The 16,441-nt window shown below is 69.6% G+C and carries 13 protein-coding genes, 1 rRNA gene and 2 pseudogenes; 5 read left to right on the top strand and 11 right to left on the bottom strand.

Annotation, left to right across the window (positions count from 1 at the left end; all coding sequences use genetic code 11):
• Positions 1-41 precede the first annotated feature (41 nt).
• A 5S ribosomal RNA gene (gene rrf / locus CCZ36_RS15600) occupies positions 42-158 on the top strand.
• A 69-nt stretch (positions 159-227) separates the two neighbouring features.
• On the opposite strand, the gene CCZ36_RS15595 is transcribed toward rrf, so the two are convergent.
• The 4 genes and pseudogenes from CCZ36_RS15595 to CCZ36_RS15580 form a co-directional block, all read right to left on the bottom strand.
• Positions 228-893, bottom strand: coding sequence for a response regulator (locus CCZ36_RS15595; protein WP_069740175.1), 666 nt, complete (start codon positions 891-893; stop codon positions 228-230).
• Positions 890-2,190 (bottom strand): annotated as a pseudogene (locus tag CCZ36_RS15590) (sensor histidine kinase). The gene CCZ36_RS15595 and the pseudogene CCZ36_RS15590 overlap by 4 nt, the downstream one beginning before the upstream one ends.
• An 18-nt stretch (positions 2,191-2,208) precedes the next feature.
• Positions 2,209-3,003: an ABC transporter permease gene (locus CCZ36_RS15585; protein WP_128817893.1), complete on the bottom strand. Its 795-nt coding sequence runs from the start codon at positions 3,001-3,003 to the stop codon at positions 2,209-2,211.
• On the bottom strand, positions 3,000-3,962 hold the full coding sequence (locus CCZ36_RS15580) for an ABC transporter ATP-binding protein (protein WP_128817892.1): 963 nt from the start codon (positions 3,960-3,962) through the stop codon (positions 3,000-3,002). The genes CCZ36_RS15585 and CCZ36_RS15580 overlap by 4 nt, the downstream gene beginning before the upstream one ends.
• Before the next feature lie 144 nt (positions 3,963-4,106).
• Here CCZ36_RS15580 and CCZ36_RS15575 point away from each other — a divergent pair, with 144 nt between their 5' ends.
• Positions 4,107-4,667 (top strand): GNAT family N-acetyltransferase, encoded by a 561-nt coding sequence (locus CCZ36_RS15575; RefSeq protein WP_069740172.1) that lies wholly within the window; start codon positions 4,107-4,109, stop codon positions 4,665-4,667.
• A 92-nt stretch (positions 4,668-4,759) separates the two neighbouring features.
• Here the strand turns inward: CCZ36_RS15575 and CCZ36_RS36515 are convergent.
• The 7 genes and pseudogenes from CCZ36_RS36515 to CCZ36_RS15540 form a co-directional block, all read right to left on the bottom strand.
• A pseudogene (locus CCZ36_RS36515) lies at positions 4,760-6,345 on the bottom strand (TraM recognition domain-containing protein).
• A 1-nt stretch (position 6,346) separates the two neighbouring features.
• Complete coding sequence (locus tag CCZ36_RS15565) at positions 6,347-7,774, bottom strand: ATP-binding protein (RefSeq protein ID WP_069740170.1); 1,428 nt, start codon at positions 7,772-7,774, stop codon at positions 6,347-6,349.
• A gap of 85 nt (positions 7,775-7,859) precedes the next feature.
• Positions 7,860-9,410 carry an SCO6880 family protein gene (locus CCZ36_RS15560; protein WP_069740169.1) on the bottom strand — a complete coding sequence of 517 codons (1,551 nt, stop codon included), beginning with the start codon at positions 9,408-9,410 and terminating at the stop codon, positions 7,860-7,862.
• Complete coding sequence (locus CCZ36_RS15555; protein WP_128817891.1) at positions 9,407-10,777, bottom strand: hypothetical protein; 1,371 nt, start codon at positions 10,775-10,777, stop codon at positions 9,407-9,409. Before CCZ36_RS15555 ends, CCZ36_RS15560 begins: the two co-directional genes overlap by 4 nt.
• Positions 10,767-11,639, bottom strand: coding sequence for a hypothetical protein (locus CCZ36_RS15550; protein ID WP_128817890.1), 873 nt, complete (start codon positions 11,637-11,639; stop codon positions 10,767-10,769). The genes CCZ36_RS15555 and CCZ36_RS15550 overlap by 11 nt, the downstream gene beginning before the upstream one ends.
• 199 nt (positions 11,640-11,838) lie before the next feature.
• Positions 11,839-12,147, bottom strand: a complete 309-nt coding sequence (locus CCZ36_RS15545; RefSeq protein ID WP_003968086.1) for a hypothetical protein — start codon at positions 12,145-12,147, stop codon at positions 11,839-11,841.
• Between the two features lie 197 nt (positions 12,148-12,344).
• Entirely contained in the window at positions 12,345-12,998 is a 654-nt protein-coding gene (locus tag CCZ36_RS15540) for a hypothetical protein (RefSeq protein ID WP_128817889.1), read from the bottom strand.
• 347 nt (positions 12,999-13,345) lie between these two features.
• Here CCZ36_RS15540 and CCZ36_RS15535 point away from each other — a divergent pair, with 347 nt between their 5' ends.
• From CCZ36_RS15535 to CCZ36_RS36695, 3 genes are all read left to right on the top strand, one after another.
• Positions 13,346-13,780 (top strand): hypothetical protein, encoded by a 435-nt coding sequence (locus CCZ36_RS15535; RefSeq protein WP_237302673.1) that lies wholly within the window; start codon positions 13,346-13,348, stop codon positions 13,778-13,780.
• The gene (locus CCZ36_RS15530) at positions 13,777-15,597 is read left to right on the top strand and encodes an alpha/beta hydrolase (RefSeq protein ID WP_128817888.1); all 1,821 of its coding nucleotides are present in this window, start codon (positions 13,777-13,779) and stop codon (positions 15,595-15,597) included. Before CCZ36_RS15535 ends, CCZ36_RS15530 begins: the two co-directional genes overlap by 4 nt.
• Before the next feature lie 359 nt (positions 15,598-15,956).
• A complete protein-coding gene (locus CCZ36_RS36695; protein ID WP_335755803.1) occupies positions 15,957-16,133 on the top strand; it encodes a hypothetical protein in 177 nt (58 codons plus the stop codon).
• Positions 16,134-16,441: the final 308 nt, after the last annotated feature.

The following is a 16,441-nucleotide window of genomic DNA, read 5'->3' as shown; positions in this document are numbered from 1 at the left end:
AACAGCTGTGTTGTTGCCCGGTGTTCATAGTTTCATAGTGTTTCGGTGGTCATTGCGTTAGGGAAACGCCCGGTTACATTCCGAACCCGGAAGCTAAGCCTTTCAGCGCCGATGGTACTGCAGGGGGGACCCTGTGGGAGAGTAGGACGCCGCCGAACAATTATTATGGGAAAGCCCCGCACCTTCTGGTGCGGGGCTTTTCTGCGTTTTCGGGCGCTTACGTACTGTCACAGGGGGGTGACCAGGCGGGTGTCGTAGGCCAGGATGACTGCCTGGACGCGGTCCCTTGCACCGGTCTTGGCGAGGATGCGGGTCACATGCGTCTTCACGGTGGATTCGGCGAGGTGGAGGCGGGCGGCGATCTCGGTGTTGGACCAGCCCTGCCCTATGACGGTGAGGATCTCGCGTTCTCGTTCCGTCAGCGCGGTGATGCGTGGATCCGAGGTGACGCGGGTGCCGGGGACGACCGGGAGATGGTGGACGTACGCGTCGAGGAGCCGGCGGGTCAGGGTCGGGGCGACCACCGCGTCCCCGGCGGCCACGGCGCGTATTCCGGCGAGGAGTTCCTCCGGGAGGGCGTCCTTGACCAGGAAGCCGCTGGCGCCGGCGCGCAGGCCGTCGTACGCGTACTCGTCGAGGTCGAACGTCGTGACGATCAGGATGCGAGTGCGGGCTCCCGACGCGATGATGCGCCGGGTCGCCTCGATGCCGTCCAGGCCCGGCATGCGGATGTCCATCAGCACGACGTCCGGGTGGTGGCGGGCGACCATGTGGACGGCCTCGGTGCCGTTGCTCGCCTCGCCGACCACGGTCATGTCGTCCTGGCTCTCCAGCAGCATGCGAAACCCGAAGCGCTGCATCGGCTGGTCGTCGGCGATGAGAACCGTCGTCACGAGTGCGATTCCTCCAGGGGAAGGCGGAGCTGTACCTGCCATCCGGTGTGGTCCGGAAGCGGCCCCGCTTCGAGGGAGCCGTCGTACAGTGCTGCGCGTTCGCGCATGCCCATGATGCCCTGGGCTGCCGGCGGTGGTTCCTCCGTTTCCGCGGCCCTGCCGACTCCGGTGCCCGTGTCGGTGATGCGGGCCTCCAGGTGCGTGCGTGAGTAGGTGAGAGTGACCGTCGCGGACGTGGGGGCGGTCGCGTGTTTGAGGGTGTTGGTCAGGGCCTCCTGGACCACCCGGTACACGGTGAGTTGGCGGCCGGGGGTGAGGGCGTGCGGGGTGGGGCCGCCGGTCAGTTCCAGGTGGACGGGCAGGCCCGCGCTGCGTACGCGTTCGATCAGCGGGGCCAGTTCGTCGAGCGTCGGCTGAGGGGTGCGTTCGGCGTCGGGGTGGTCGTCGCGCAGGACACCGAGGAGACGGCGGAGTTCGGACAGGGCCTGCCTGCTGGTCGTGCCGATGGCTTCCAGGGCCTGGCCGCGCGTTCCGGGTTCTTCCCGGCCGCGTACGCTCCGCCGTCCGCGAGGCCCGTGATGACGGACAGGTTGTGGCCGATGATGTCGTGCATCTCCCGTGCGATACGGGTGCGTTCGTCGGCGGCCGCGAGCCGGGCCTGCTGGTCGCGTTCGCGTTCCAGCCGGTGGGCGCGTTCGACCAGGGCCTCGGTGTACTCGCGCCGCGTGCGTACCGCGATCCCCAGCAGGATGACGAAGACCAGACCCCAGACGTACGAGACCACTTCCTGACCCCAGGTGTCCGGGATGCGGACGCCGCCCGACAGGACCGGGACCACGAACACGAGGGCCGCTGCCCCGACCGTACGGAACGAGCAGCGCAGGACGATCTGGAAGACCGGGATCAGCTGGAGGAGAGAGGCCTGCACCACGGCCCCCGTCCAGATGTTGACGACGGATATAGGCGCCATCAGGAGAAGTACGGGCAAGGGGTGCGTGCGGCGCCACAGCAGTGGCAGCGAGAACCCGAGGCTCATCAGCAGCACGAGGAGGTCGGGGGCTGTCACGTTGTCGTGTGCGGTGGTCCGCCAGCCGCCGGAGGTGTAGTCGAGGACCGCGGCCACGGTCCAGAACCCGGTGAGCGCCGCGTCCCAGACCCGCGGCCGGCGCCGGTCGAAGGCGCGGAGCCGGTCCAGGGCGTCGCGGATGATCCGGGTGAGGGGAGGGACCGTGGCCTCGGCGTTCCGGTCACGGCCGCGGTCGCGGTTCTGGTCGCGGTCCCTTGGTGGGGTGCTCACCTGGTCGCTCCTCGTGGGTCAGACGTCGCGGCGCTTGAGCGTCAGCGCTGCCGCGGCCAGTGTCGTCCCCGCCCACAGGGACAGTGCGAGCAGGGCGGGGCCGGGGGAGATCGTGCCCGGGATGGGGGTCGCAGAACCGAGGGCGCCGGCGGCCTGGGTGGGAAAGTACATGATGGCGCGCTCGACGACGTCGTACGGGAGCATTCCGAGGATCTCCGGCAGGATCATGACCCCGCCGATGAACGCGCCGATCGCGCCCGGCACCGAGCGCAGCAGCGCGCCGAGGCCGAGGGCGAGCAGGCCCATCAGGGTCAGCGCTCCGGCGTTGCCCACCAGGGCGCGCAGAACGCCCGGGTCGGTGAACGAGGCAGCCTGATCGGTGTCGTGGAGGAAGGCCTGGGCCGCCGCGAACGTCACCACCGACGTCGTGAGCATGACCGTGAAGACGGTGGCGGCGAAGACCACGGCTTTGGCCGCCAGGACGGGGAGCCGGGCGGGTACGGCGGTGAGCGAGGAGCGGATCATGCCGGTCGCGTACTCGCCGGCGGTCATGAGGATGCCCAGGACGACCAGGAAGATCTGGGCGAGCATGCTGCCGTACAGCGACAGGACGACGGTGTCGACATCGGAGTCCCCGCCGCCCGAGGTGTAGGTCGCGCCCATGATCAGGCCGACGCCGAGCACCATGACGACCGCCGAGGTGAGGGCGATCCAGGTGGAGCGCAGAGAACGGAGTTTGTGCCATTCCGCGTGCAGGATGCGGGGCGGGGTGATGCGGTACTGCGGCGAGGCGGTGGGGTGCGTCGTGGTCATGCTGCTGCTCCGGTGGCGGGTGTCGGCCGATGCCGGCCTTGCGGGCGGTGGTCGACCGATTCCTGGGTGAGGTCCATGAACGCCTGCTCCAGCGACACGGTCTGCGGAGTGAGCTCGTGCAGGGTGATCCCGTGCGTGGCGGCCACGTGTCCGATGTGTACTGCGTCCACTCCTCGGATCCGGAGTTCGTGTGCTTCCGATGCGGGGCCGGGGGCGGGGGCTGCGGTGACGGTGATGTTCGGGGCGGTGAGCCGGGCTCTCAGGTCTTCCGGTTGCGGGGTGACGACCCTGACGGATGCCCCGCCGGCCGACCGGATCAGTTCGGCCACCGTGGTGTCGGCGAGGAGTCTGCCGCGGCCGATGACGATCAGGTGGTCGGCGGTGAGGGCCATCTCGCTCATCAGGTGGGAGGAGACGAGGACCGTACGGCCTTCGGCGGCGAGGGAGGTCAGGAGCGTACGGACCCACAGGACGCCTTCGGGGTCCAGGCCGTTGACCGGTTCGTCCAGGATGACGGTCGCGGGATCGCCCAGGAGGGCGGCGGCGATGCCCAGCCGTTGCCCCATGCCGAGGGAGAAGCCCTTCACCCTGCGGTGGGCGGCGTCGGTCAGCCCGGCGAGGTCGATGACCTCCTCGACGCGGCGGCGTGGGATGCCGTGGGTCAGGGCGAGGGCCATCAGGTGGTTGAAGGCGGACCGGCCGGGGTGGACGGACCGGGCCTCCAACAGGGCCCCGACCTGGGTGAGGGGTGCGGGATGGGTGGCGTAGGAGCGCCCGTTGACGGTGGAACGGCCCCGTGTGGGGGCGTCGAGGCCGAGGAGCATGCGCATCGTCGTCGATTTTCCGGCGCCGTTGGGGCCGAGGAAGCCGGTGACCGTACCGGGGCGGACAGTGAAGCCGAGGTCGTGGACGACGGTTCGGTCGCCGTACCGCTTGGTGAGTCCGTGTGCCGTGATCATGCGGTCGACGCTACGGAGCCGGTGACGGCCGGTCGTCCGACCGAGGGCTGGACGTGGGGGCAGGTGTAGTACCGGGGTACGACGGGTGCCGGTGCGGCGGACTACTCGGTTGAACGTGTGGCGGGCGCGGGTGAGGATCGCGGTATGGACTATGTGCTGCGGGTGGTGCGGGCCGACGAATGGCCGCAGGTCAGACGGTTGCGGTTGGAGGCTCTGCAGGATCCGGCGGCCCCGGTTGCGTTCCTGGAGTCGTACGAGGACGCTGCGGCGAAGCCGGATGTGTTCTGGCAGCAGCGTGCTGCCGATGCCGCTGAGGACGGACCCGGCCGTGTCCACCAGTTCGTCGCGGAGTCGCCCGAGGGGGAGTGGGTGGGGTCGGTCACCGTACTCGTCGAGAGCCCGGATGACGAGGTGCGCTTCGGGGAGGCCGCACCGGTGCACCAGGCTCACCTGGTCGGTGTGTTCGTCCGGCCCGAGGTGCGGGGGACCGGCGTGACCGACGCGTTGTTCCGGGAGGCCGTCGCGTGGGCGTGGTCGCTGTCCGCGCCGCGGATGGAGCGGGTGCGCCTCTACGTGCACGAGAAGAACCCGCGGGCCGCCGCGTTCTACCGGAAGTTCGGCTTCGTCCCCTCGGGCCGGTGGGTTCTTGCCCCGGGCGACCGGGGCGAGCGGGAGGTGGAGTACGTCCTGGGGCGGGAGGGGTAGGGGGCGCTCCAGGCCGGGCAGCCGGTTGGCTGAACGATTCTGGCCGGGTAGCCGGGTGGACGGCTTGCTTGCTGTCCGGTTGCTCGCCTTGGCTAGCCGATGCCCGGGGCAGGGGCGTGCAGGGGTTCTCGCCAGCGGGCCCGGCCCTGTTCCTGGGATCGGAGCAGGACCAGGGCGGGCATGCCACGGGTTCCGCCGGTCGCCAGCAGTTCCGGGAGTTGGGGGAACGGTGCCACGGCCGCGACGTCGTCCAGGACGAGGGTCATTGGTGGGTCGAGCCGACCGTCGGTTGACCGTGCGGCCATGCGGCGGCCGTGCTCGACCACGTCTGCGGCCAGCGCGGTGAGGAGGGGCATCGCGCCGGGGTGTGAGCGGGGATCCTCGATCGGTTCGCCCACCAGGTAGAGCGTTCCCCCCTCGCGGGCAAAAGATTCCAGCGCGGCCGTATCCGATCGGTTGGCCGTGCAGGCCTGGCGGATGTGCACCGAGGAGAGCGCCGAGAAGGCCCGTACGGTCAACTCCTGGGCCACCTCCCGCCGTTCCGGGTAGGCCGTGAGCACCGACTCCAGGAGCCCGGCGAGACCTGACGCGGCCTTGGGGTGCGTGCGGAGAAGGCGTACCGGTTCGTGGGCGGCGGACCCCGAGGCCCAGCGGGCGACCTGGCGGAACGGGCGGCCGTCCACCGCCGCGGCGTGCAGCCAGCACTGGAGGAGCGTCTGGGCGGTGTCGGCCACCGCCGCGTCGATCCTGGCCTGCGGGCGGACCGGGGCGAGGAGGGCGGCCGCCCGGGCGGCGGCCGTGTCGGGCAGCTCGCAGCCCGCGGTGGGCGACCAGTGGAGGCGGGCGGGGGTGTCGCAGAGGTGGCCCGGGTCGTGGACGAGGACGGGGCCGAGCTTGGCCCGGGCGTTCTTCGTCTCGGCCCAGACCGTCGGGTCCGATGTGACGACCAGGGCGGGGCCCTCGGCCTCGTGGATCGCCTGGACGACGGTGGGCCGACGGGCGGAGGCGGGGGCGTAGACGAGGAGGGGGGTGCGGGGGACGGGAGAAGCGCCGTGCCCGTTTCCGGGGGAGGGGGCGTCTTCTCGGTCGGAGGTGGTGTTGATGCTGGAGGTGCTGGTGCTGGTGGTGGGGTTCTGGCCGGCGTGTGGGTTGGCGCCTGGGGCTGGGGCTGGGGCTGGGGGTGTACCTGTTCTTGCTCTTGAGGCGGGGTCGGTGCCGGCCAGCCCGGGGGCAGCTGTGACCCGTGTGCCTTGAGGGACCGTTCCTCGCGGCGTCGTTCCCGTACGGCACGGCCCCGGGACACGACCCCGAGCGCGAACACCGTGAGGACCAGCAGCACCATCAGTTCGCCGATGAACAGGCCCCAGAACAGGCCGTATCCGGAGAGCTGGGCCGGAGGTGTCTCCGGCCAGGCCGCGGGGAGGTCCTGGGGCGCGGTGACCAGTTCGCGCAGGGCGAGCGGGGCGCGGATGAACGTCACGCCGTCCGGCCAGGCCCCGTGGGCGAGGAGGCAGGCCAGGCCGGTGGCCGTCCAGGTGACCATGGTGGCCGCGAGGAGGAGGGCCAGGAGGCCGATCAGCAGGCCGTCCGGGATGCCTCCGCCGCCCTGGGAGCGTCCTTCGTAACTGTCCTGATGGGCGGGTCCGTTGCTCCGGCCGCGCGGTGCCTGGCGTGCCATGTCAGGCCACCGTTGACTCTGACGACTCGTTCATCCGTTGCTGGTGCTCGATCCGGGCCGCCCGTTGCTCCGCCTCCAGTTCGGCGGCGCGGATGTCGTCGGGGAGCAGGTCGTCCGGGTCCGCGGCCGAGCCCTCGGTCATGGCACGGTCGGTGAAGACCAGGGGGCGTTCGGCCTCGGTGATGAGGTGCTTGACGACCTGTACGTTGCCGTTGACGTCCCAGACCGCGATGCCGGGGGTGAGCGTCGGGATGATCTCGACGGCCCAGCGGGGCAGGCCGATGACCCGGCCGGTGGCTCTGGCCTCGTCGGTCTTCTGGGCGTAGATCGTGCGGGTGGAGGCCATCTTGAGGATGGCCGCCGCTTCCTTCGCCGCTGCTCCGTCCACCACGTCGCTGAGGTGGTGGACGACGGCGACGAACGAGAGGCCGAGGCGGCGCCCGAACTTCAGCAGGCGCTGGAAGAGCTGGGCGACGAAGGGCGAGTTGATGATGTGCCACGCCTCCTCAACCAGGAAGATGCGCTTCTTGCGGTCGGGCCTGATCCAGGTGTGTTCCAGCCAGACGCCGACGATCGCCATCAGGATCGGCATCGCGATCGAGTTGCGGTCGATGTGCGAGAGGTCGAAGACGATGAGCGGCGCGTCGAGGTCGATGCCGACGGTGGTCGGGCCGTCGAACATGCCGCGCAGGTCACCGTCGACGAGGCGGTCCAGGACGAGGGCGACGTCCAGGCCCCAGGCCCGTACATCGTCTATGTCGACGTTCATCGCCTCGGCGGACTCGGGCTCGGGGTGGCGCAGTTGCTCCACGATGTCCATCAAAACCGGCTGGCGGTCGGTGACGGTCGCGGTGACGTAGGCGTGGGCGACCTTGAGCGCGAAGCCGGAGCGCTCGTCGAGGCCGTGGCCCATCGCGACCTCGATGATCGTACGGAGCAGGGCGAGCTGGCCGGTGGTGGTGATGGACGGGTCGAGGGGGTTGAGGCGGATGCCGCCGTTGAGGGCTGCGGTCGGGTCCAGGCGGATGGGGGTTATGCCCAGCTCCTGGGCGATGAGGTTCCATTCGCCGACGCCGTCCTCGCCCTGGGCGTCGAGGACGACGACCTGGCGGTCGCGGAAGCGGAGCTGGCGCAGGACGTAGGTCTTCTCCAGTGCCGACTTGCCGTTGCCGGACTCGCCGAGGACCAGCCAGTGGGGGGCGGGGAGCTGCTGCCCGTACAGCTGGAAGGGGTCGTAGATGTAGCCCTTGCCGCTGTAGACCTCGCGGCCGATGATCACGCCGGAGTCGCCGAGGCCGGGGGCGGCGGTGGGGAGGTAGACGGCCTGGGCCTGGCCCGTGGACGTACGGACGGGGAGGCGGGTCGTCTCCACCTTGCCGAAGAGGAAGGAGGTGAAGGCATCCGACAATGCGGACAGGGGGTCTCGCATGGCGTGGGTGCCCTCTCTTCCGGTGGGTTGGGCGGGGTGGGTGGGTGGGGCTGGGTGGGTTCGGTGTTCTGTGCGGGTGCTCGGGTCAGCGGCGGATGCCGGTGGCGAACGGGAGCGTGTTCACGAAGGCGCGGTGGTGCTCGCGGTCGCACCACTCCAGCTTGAGGTACGACTTGCCGGCCGAGGCGCGGATCGTGCGCTTGTCGCGGGCGAGCGCTTCGGGTGAGCGGGACGACACCGTGATGTACCCCACCAGGTTCACTCCGGCCGCACCGCTGGCGAGATCTTCACCCCGCTGGTCGAGCCGGCCGTGGGCGGCGATGTCGCGGGGGTCGACGGTGCGGTTCATCTTGGCCTGGCGGCTGGCCTCGGCGTCGTCGTTGGTCTTCTCGGTCAGCATGCGCTCGATGGCGACCTCGGTGGGTTCGAGGTCCATGCAGACGGCGACGGTGCGGATGACGTCGGGGGTGTGGACGAGGAGCGGGGCGAGGAAGTTGACGCCGACGGGGGTCATCGGCCACTCCTTCACCCAGGCCGTGGCGTGGCACCAAGGGGCGCGGGTGGTGGACTCGCGGGTCTTGGCCTGGAGGAACGTGGGCTCGACCGCGTCCAGTTCGGCGGGCCAGGCGTTGCGCTTGGTCATGGCCTGGATGTGGTCGATGGGGTGGTCGGGGTCGTACATGGAGTGCACGAGGGAGGCGACGCGGCTCTGGCCGAGCGGTTGGCGGACGCGGATGTCGGCCTCGGCGAGGCGGGCGCAGATGTCGGTGAGCTCGCGGGCCATGACGGCGGCGAGGCCGGCGTCGCGGTCGAGCTTGCGGCCGCCGTGGGGGCGGGCGGCGCGGGCCACGGCGTTGGCCTCGGCAGCCAGTTCACGGCTGTAGTGCATGCAGGCGACGAGGTAGGCGCGGTGCTGCTCGCTGGAGGTGGAGACCATGGACTGGAGCTGGTCGTAGGAGTCCTGGAGCCAGGCCGGGGACGCCTTGTCGCCGCGCTGGGCGACGTCCTTGGCGTGGGCGTCGGGGTCGGCGGGGAGGGTGCGGGCGAGCATCTGGAGGCGGGTGACGAAGCCGTCGCCGTTGGCCACGTGCTTGAGGAGGGTGCCGAAGCGGTCGACGAGGGCTTCCTGGTCCTCGCTGTCGCGGAGGCCGACGCCGGGGCCTTCGATCTCGATGGCGGCGGTGACGGTGCGCCGGTCGGCGTGGAGGAGTACGGCGATCTCGTCGGGGCCGAAGGGGGCGGCGAGCCAGCTGATCCGGCCGATGCCGGGGGGCGGGCCGATCTCGACCTCGCGGCCGTCGACGCTGACGCCGGCCTCCATGGCCCCGGAGCGGTAGGTGGTGCCGCGGCGCAGGGAGCGCTTGAAGGTGCGGTTGATCTCGAACCACTTGTAGTAGGTGCGGCCCTTGTAGGGGACGTAGACGACGGCGAGTGCCAGCATCGGGAAGCCGACGAGGCAGACGATGCGGAGAGAGAGGACGGGGACGAGGAGTCCGCTCATCATGCCCAGGAACGCGCCGACGATGATCAGGGCGATCTCGCCGGTCTCGCGGTTCTTGCCGACGATCGCGTTCGGCCGGGCACGGCCGATGAGATACGTGCGGCGGGGCGTCATCGTGTGGGACTGGGTCGTCAACGCCCTCCACCTCCTGTGCTCGAGTTACCTGTGGTGCCGAAGCCGCCTCCGCCTCGCGAGGAGCGGCTGCTGTGGGGGGTGGCGGAGGTGGGCGCGGAGCCGCTGCGGGGCGAGGGTGCGGCGGAGGGGACAGATCCGCCGCCGGCCCCGCCGCCGCCTCCGCTTCCGCCGGAGGTGCGGGAGCTGTGGGCGGCGACGCCGCCGCTGGCCGGGTTGGCGGGGCGGGCGCCGCCTCCGCCGCTGTTCTGGTCGTTGCGGCCGCTGTGGGTCTTGATGCCCTGGGAGACGAGAGCGGCCGGGGAGCTGATGAGGGCGGCGGCCTGGGAGCCGTCGGTGGCCTGCTTGCGGTTGGTGCGGGCGCCCTGGATCTCGTCGCCGAAGCCGGGGACGAAGCGGTAGATCATGGCGGAGGCGAAGATGGCCAGCAGGATGATGGAGAGGCCGGAGACGACGGCGGAGAAGGCGTCGGGTCCGTCGCCCGAGGAGAGTGCGCCGGCGAGGCCGAGGACGATGACGATGACCGGCTTGACCATGATCACCGCGATCATGATGCCGGCCCAGCGGCGGACGTGGCCCCACATGTTCTTGTCGACGAGGCCGGCGTAGACGACGATCCCGAGGAGCGCGCCGACGTAGAGCAGGGCGGCGCGGATGACGAGCTCCAGCCAGAGGATCCCGGCGGCGAGGATCGAGACGAGCGAGACGACGATCAGCATGATGGGGCCGCCGCCGATGTCCTCGCCCTTCTTGAGGGCTTCGGCGAACGAGCCGAAGAAGACGTCGGTCTGGCCGCCGGTGGCGGAGGCGATGATCTCGGTGACGCCGTCGGTGGCGGAGACGATCGTGTAGAGGATCAGCGGGGTGAAGGCCGAGGCGAGGACGGTGAGCCAGAGGTAGCCGACGGCCTCGGAGATCGCGGTGGTGAGGGGGACGCCGCGGATGGCGCGCTTGGCGACGGCGAGGAGCCAGAGGACGAGGGTGAGGATGGTGGAGGCCGCGAAGATGACGGCGTACTGCTGGAGGAACTTGGGGTTGGTGAAGTCGACGTTGGCCGTGGAGTCGACGGCCTCGCTGAGCTTGCCGACGATCCAGGAGGCGGCGTCGGCGCAGCCTCGGGCCAGGGAGGAGAGGGGGTCGAGGGCGTCGGTGGAGGGGACGTCCTGGGTACGGGAACCTGCGCCTTCGCCGCCTTCGCAGTAGTCCTTGGCGGGGCCGCGGATCAGGTCGCACGCGTCGTTGCTGGGCGAAGGGGAGGGTGTTGGGGTGGGGTCGGCGACTGCACGGCCGGCGAACAGGACGACTGCCGCTTGAACACTGACGAAGGCAGTAGTAACTGAAAGCCCGCGAAGGGATCGCTTACCTGGCATACGTGAACCCTCCGAACTGCTGCACGGCGTCAGCCATCTCCTCCGCGGAAGAGGCGGCTTGGTCGCGACCAACGGGCACGGGACCGTCCTTCTGCTGAAAGTCGGAGATCTTCCAGTCCCCATCGACCCACCGCAGCTCGTACGTCGTGGTGTACCAGCTCTCGGAGACCGGGTTCTTGGAGCCTTCGCCGGCCAGGCCGAACAGGGCGGAGTACCAGACAGCCACGCTCGCCGTATCGCCTGCGTACTTTTCCACCTTGGTGCCCACAGGGTTGGCACGAGAGATGAATGTCAGGCCTTCTGGAGCGCTGCCATCCGGATTCAATCCGATACTTTCCAGGAAAGATTGGTCGGAGTAGACCTTGTCCAGGTCATCTTGTCGTGCGCTTGCTACGTCCGGCGCATATACCACTCTGGAAATTTCTCGGCGCTGTTCCTGAGAGAACATGCCGTCGGAAACCAACGCCACGGAGTAGTTCGCCGCCGCGCTCTGCGCCCCCTGCTCGTCGTGGGCGAAGCCGGAGGGGATCGTGCCGTTCTTGCCCTCGACGGGCTTGGTGCCGGTGGCCGCGGTGGGGGCGCTTCCCGCGGTCCCGGGGCTCTTGGCGCCCGGGGCCGCGTCGTCGTCGCTGCCACCGCCCCGGTTGGCGAAGGCGATGGCGGCGACGAGGAGGACGACGATGCCGGTGATCGTCACGAGGGAGCGGGAGTTGCGGACGGGGCGGCGCGCGCCGGGGTTGCCCGGGTCGCCGTCGGGGAGACGGGTACGGGTCTGACGGGTGCCGCCGAGCGTGCTGTACGGGTCGTCCGCCCGGCCCCCCTGGTCCTTGCCGCGGTAGTCGTGCTCGTCACCGGGATTCATGCCGCGTTCGCTCCCTCGGTCGTGTGCAGATCCGCGCAGGACGACGGTAGCCGTGCTGGTTGCCGCTTGAACGCGGTGTGGTGACTCGACATCAGGGAAACGCAACCTCAGCCGGTGGGCGCGACGGGCGGATGGTGGGGAGCGGGCTGGGACGGCCCGGCGGGAACTGGTCGGCGGTGGGTCAGACGGCCATTCCGTATCAGACGGCCATTCCGTACACGATGGTGAACAGGGTCCCCAGGGAGCCGATGATGAAGACCCCTGTCAGCCCCGCCACGATCAGGCCCTTGCCCTGCTCCGCGCTGAACGTGTCGCGCAGTGCCGTCGCTCCGATGCGCTGCTTCGCAGCACCCCAGATCGCGATGCCGAGGCAGAGCAGGATGGCGATGGCCATCACCACCTCGATCATGATGCGCGCCTCGTTGCCCAGCGTCCCGAACGGCCCCCAGTCCGGAGCGATTCCGCCGATGATGGTGGTGATGTCGCCCTTCTCTGCTGCCAGGATCATGTAAGTCACCGCCCCTGTTGGGTAGTTCGCTGCCCGTGCCGTCCGGCATGGGTCGCCTTCTATCTTCGCTGATGAAACCGCGCTCGCACGACGCCTTCCGGGGTCTCTTTACCCGGAATCTCGCACGTGTGACCGGGGTGGCGACCCTGACCTGCGGCTCGTCCGCTCCTCGTGCATATGATCGGTCACTCTGTGTATCACGGGCCGTGACCAGGAGCAACGACGGTGGCCATGGGTTCTGATGCGGTTGCAGCGTTCGCGGGGCACGGCGTGTTCGTATGCGCCGTTCGAGAGCCGTTGGTGCGCCGGTAGTAGGAGAGCGTGACGGCCCCGAGGAGCGGTCCCCAGAGAACGAGCGGCTGGTAGATGACACCGACCAGCAGACGGCCGAGGGGGGTCATGTCCGGGTGGGGGTACGTCCACCACAGCGGCATGGCCGCCCAGAGCGCCGTCAGTGCGAGGGCCCCGGCGGCGGCCGGTACGACGGCGGCCAGCGGGCGAACGGGGCGGCCACCGATGACGGGTATCCGGCGGGGCACCGTTTCGCCCCACGGCCGTACCAGACCGAGGGAGAGCAGGGCGAGCAGCTCGCTCGCGACGGTCAGCGTCAGCATCCACAGTTTGGCGCCCGGGGTGTCGAACGGTACGAACCCGACCGCGGTGTATCCGGACGGGAACCCGCACACCATCGCCAGCCGCCAGAGCCCGGTCGGCAGCGCGAGCAGCGTGATCAGTTGCGCGGCGCGAACCGCCCACCGGGGCGGGGGGAGAGGTGCTGCGGGGGTCGGGGTTGAGGTGGGGGTCGGGGTGGGGCCGGCGGGCTGTTCCTCTCGGGTTCGCATGCGTTCCATCGTGGTTCGCGGGGCGTGGTGGGGCGTCAGCTTCTGTTCCAGAGTCTCCGGTCCTGCGGTACGAGGCCCGGGGGCGGAGGTCCGCCGAGCGGCGGAGAGGGCCTCGGCCCGGGGCCGTGCGAGCGACCGCCACAGTGCGCCGGTGTGTGCGCCGATGTCCGCCGCCCCTTCGTTCGGGTGAACCGGGTGGGCTCAACGGGAACGGGGCCTCTGCTTCGCCCCGGCCGGGAATCCTGGGACCGGGGTGTGTCCGGGGCGTGCAGGGAGCTGCGGCCCCGCGTGTTGACGTACGGCATGTCGCGTACGGCGGATTTGGCACAGTGCCGCTCCACGATCAGGAGAACGGGGTGAGCGGTGTGGGTGGAGTGACCGTGGTGGGGCAGCCGAACGACGGCCGGGAGTGGGCGGGGGCGCCGGTCGGGCCGGCGGGTGCTGCCGAATCGGCGGGGGCGGCTGGGGGAGGGGATCTCCGTCACAGCCGTGGCCCGTGGCTGCGGGCCGCCGCCGGGGCCGACCAGCTGGTCACGCTCCTCGGCCCGGTGAAGAGCGAACTGGAGGTGGCGCACCAGGGCTTGACCGCCGGGGCCGGAGCGCTGTCCGCGCTGGCGGAACTGGGCACCGTGCGGACCTCGTGGGAGCGCCGGATCGAGGAGGCCCGTAAGGAGTGCGGGAGCCTCGGCGGGAAGATGCGTGCGGTCGTCCAGGGCCAGACGCAGGCCAACGAGACGGTGAGGAGCGGCTTCGACGGGGTGAAGACGCCGAGCGTCGGTGGCGCGGGGTGAGCGGGCGGATCGGTCGGGCGGGTTCCGCCCTGACCTGGTCGGCGTTACGTGCGGTGAAGTGTGCCGAACTGGAGCAGGCGGCGGATGGCTGGGGGCGGGTCAGCAACCGGGCGGACGCGGTCCGGGACCGTATCGAGGGAGAGCTTCTGCCGGGCCTGCGCGATACGCAGAAGGGGGAGGCGCCGGACGCGGCCGTGAGGGGGTTGCGGCGGCTGGGGAAGAACTTCCAGTACATCTACACCGAATGCGGGCTGCTGCGGACCACCCTGAACAGCCTGGCCCACGAGATCAAGACCCAGCAGCGGGTGTTGCAGGGGGCGCTGGACGATGCGGCGGCGCTGAGGTTCACGGTGCAGGCGGACGGTTCGGTGACGTATCCGGCGGCGGGGGAAGGTCTGATCGACGGGAAGCCGTTGGCGGGCGGGACGGCGTCGGGGGTGCCGAACCCTGGCATGGTCCCGCCTACGGGGCTCGTCGCTCCCAACCCGAACGCGGGCAAGGCCCAGGACATCGCGGACCGGGTGGCGCAGGCGGTGCGGGCGGCAGCCGATGCGGACTGGCGGTACGCCAGGATCCTGCGGTCGCTGAAGGCGCACGAGGGGCTGGGCGTTCCGGTGGCGACCTGGACGGACGCGGCGGCCGATGCGGTGACGGTACGGGACGCGGCGCGTGGATATTTGAAGGGCGCGATCCCGCACGATGCGAGTCCGGCGGAGCGGAAGGCGTGGTGGGCGGGCCTGACGGACGAACAGCGAGAGGAGTACCTCGCGGTGTACCCGGACCAGATCGGGAACCTGGACGGGATTCCGGCCCTGGTGCGGGACGCGGCGAACCGGGACAACCTCCAGTTGCTGATGGGGAAGCTGGAGGGGCGGGACGACGCCGATTCGGCGACCAAGCTTGCGGCGCTGCGGGAGATCGACCGGCAGCTGCGGGCGGTACCGGAGGTGGGGGAGCCGCCGATGTACCTGCTCGGGATCGGGGATCAGGGGAACGGCCGGGCCATCGTGTCGTACGGGAATCCGGATACGTCGCGGAATGTGGCGGCTTATGTGCCGGGGTTGAATACGTCGTTGGACAAGGAGTTTGCGGAGGGGGATCTGAAGCGGGCGCGTGATCTTGCCATCGTGGCGAATCGGCACGGAGCGCCAGCCGCTGCGATCACCTGGCTCGGATACGACGCACCGCAATCGCCGGATGGGCTTGCGAGCCTAGCCGTGGCTGTAGGAGGCAGGGCGAACGAGGGTGGCTCGACCTTCCGTGAATTCATGAATGGCATGGAAGTGGCAAATGAGAATGCGGATCCGCATATGACGGCTATTGGCCATTCTTATGGGTCTAGGACAGTGGGTGCTGCTGCTCAGGAGTCGGGTGGCATTCCAGGTGTGGACGAGATTGTTTTCGTCGGAAGCCCCGGGGTGGGCGTGGATAGCGCCGACGACTTGGGCGTAGGCAGGGAGCACGTGTTCGTCGGAGCGGCTGCCAACGACATCGTCACGAAAGTTCCCTCCAAGGAGGAATCGGCTACCGGGCTGGTCGAGATGTTGTATCGCGGTCCTGCTGCTGCATACATCCTTGGCGGCCTCGCCGACGGAGGCGACGATGACGTCTGGTTCGGCAGGGACCCGGCCAGCGAATCGTTCGGGGCGAGGCGGTTCGAGGTGGGTGATGGCCCATTTGTGATCGAGAAGGGCAAGCTCAACGTCGACGCGCATTCGGAGTACTTCGATCCTGAAATCGACAGAGCTTCAGTCGAAAACATGGCATTAATCATTGCGGGTCATGCGGGCAGAATTAAGGGAGAAGAGCCGCGTTGATGGCTCGATTTCGTTCGGTAGTGGTGGCCGTTTTGGTAAGTGTTCTACTGGCGGGGTGCGCCGGAGGTCGGGGTGAAGGCATGAATATGCAGGATGCCGCCGAACGTGCGGATGAGATGCTCGACAGCGTTCTGGCCGAAATCGAACCCAGTGTGCGGTGGGTGCATGGCCCGACCACGACGGGGAGTTGCACCGTCACTCGGAGGCGGACGGTCATGACGGTCGTATCACCCCAGCGGAGAGGTAGCTTGCTGGGCGTGGTGGACAGGTTCTGGCGCAAGAGTGGCTACCGAGTGACCGCCATCAACAGCCATGCCGACGCCCCCGCGATTTTCGTGCGGACTCACGATGGATTTCAAGTGAGCCTAACTGTCGCCGACGAGGGTCAAGTGCACTTCGACGTCGACAGCCCCTGCGTCCGCCACTCCGAAGTGGCCCGTTCCACCAGCCCGGCCACCGCGTTCCTCGACCCCGACGCGGAGCTCATCCCCCGCCCCAACATCCACTCCGACTTCTGGTCGGCAGGTGGGTCGTGATCAGGCCACCCTGGCTCAACTGGGCTGGCTCACAAGGGCTTTGAGCCCCGCATTGGGTCCTGGGGCCCATGTCGGGTCCCCTGCTCCTGTGGTCGCATACGCGGAGTGACTGATCTGTCGCCCGTTTCGCCCACTCACGAGGTAGGGGACTGCTCTTGTCCGGCATACGAAGAAGCGTGGTCCCTGTTGGCGTCGATGTAAGCGCTGCCGTAGCGGGTTCCGGCGGGCGGTTGATGCCCCGGCCGTTGCAGGCGGCCCTGATTCTGCTTCACGTTCTCTTCGTGGCGACCCTGGTGGGCGCCGTCCGG

This window comes from Streptomyces sp. S063 (genome assembly GCF_002832675.1).
Taxonomy (GTDB): domain Bacteria; phylum Actinomycetota; class Actinomycetes; order Streptomycetales; family Streptomycetaceae; genus Streptomyces; species Streptomyces sindenensis.
The sequence above is the reverse complement of the archived record's forward strand: the minus strand, read 5'-3'. Positions and strand labels throughout refer to the sequence as shown.

Coding starts and splice junctions, on each gene's coding strand:
- CCZ36_RS15585 (WP_128817893.1), bottom strand. CDS start 3,003: ATGACCACGACGCACCCCACCGCCTCGCCGCAGTACCGCATCACCCCG.
- CCZ36_RS15565 (WP_069740170.1), bottom strand. CDS start 7,774: ATGCGAGACCCCCTGTCCGCATTGTCGGATGCCTTCACCTCCTTCCTC.
- CCZ36_RS15580 (WP_128817892.1), bottom strand. CDS start 3,962: ATGATCACGGCACACGGACTCACCAAGCGGTACGGCGACCGAACCGTC.
- CCZ36_RS15555 (WP_128817891.1), bottom strand. CDS start 10,777: ATGCCAGGTAAGCGATCCCTTCGCGGGCTTTCAGTTACTACTGCCTTC.
- CCZ36_RS15575 (WP_069740172.1), top strand. CDS start 4,107: ATGGACTATGTGCTGCGGGTGGTGCGGGCCGACGAATGGCCGCAGGTC.
- CCZ36_RS15550 (WP_128817890.1), bottom strand. CDS start 11,639: ATGAATCCCGGTGACGAGCACGACTACCGCGGCAAGGACCAGGGGGGC.
- CCZ36_RS15545 (WP_003968086.1), bottom strand. CDS start 12,147: ATGATCCTGGCAGCAGAGAAGGGCGACATCACCACCATCATCGGCGGA.
- CCZ36_RS15540 (WP_128817889.1), bottom strand. CDS start 12,998: ATGGAACGCATGCGAACCCGAGAGGAACAGCCCGCCGGCCCCACCCCG.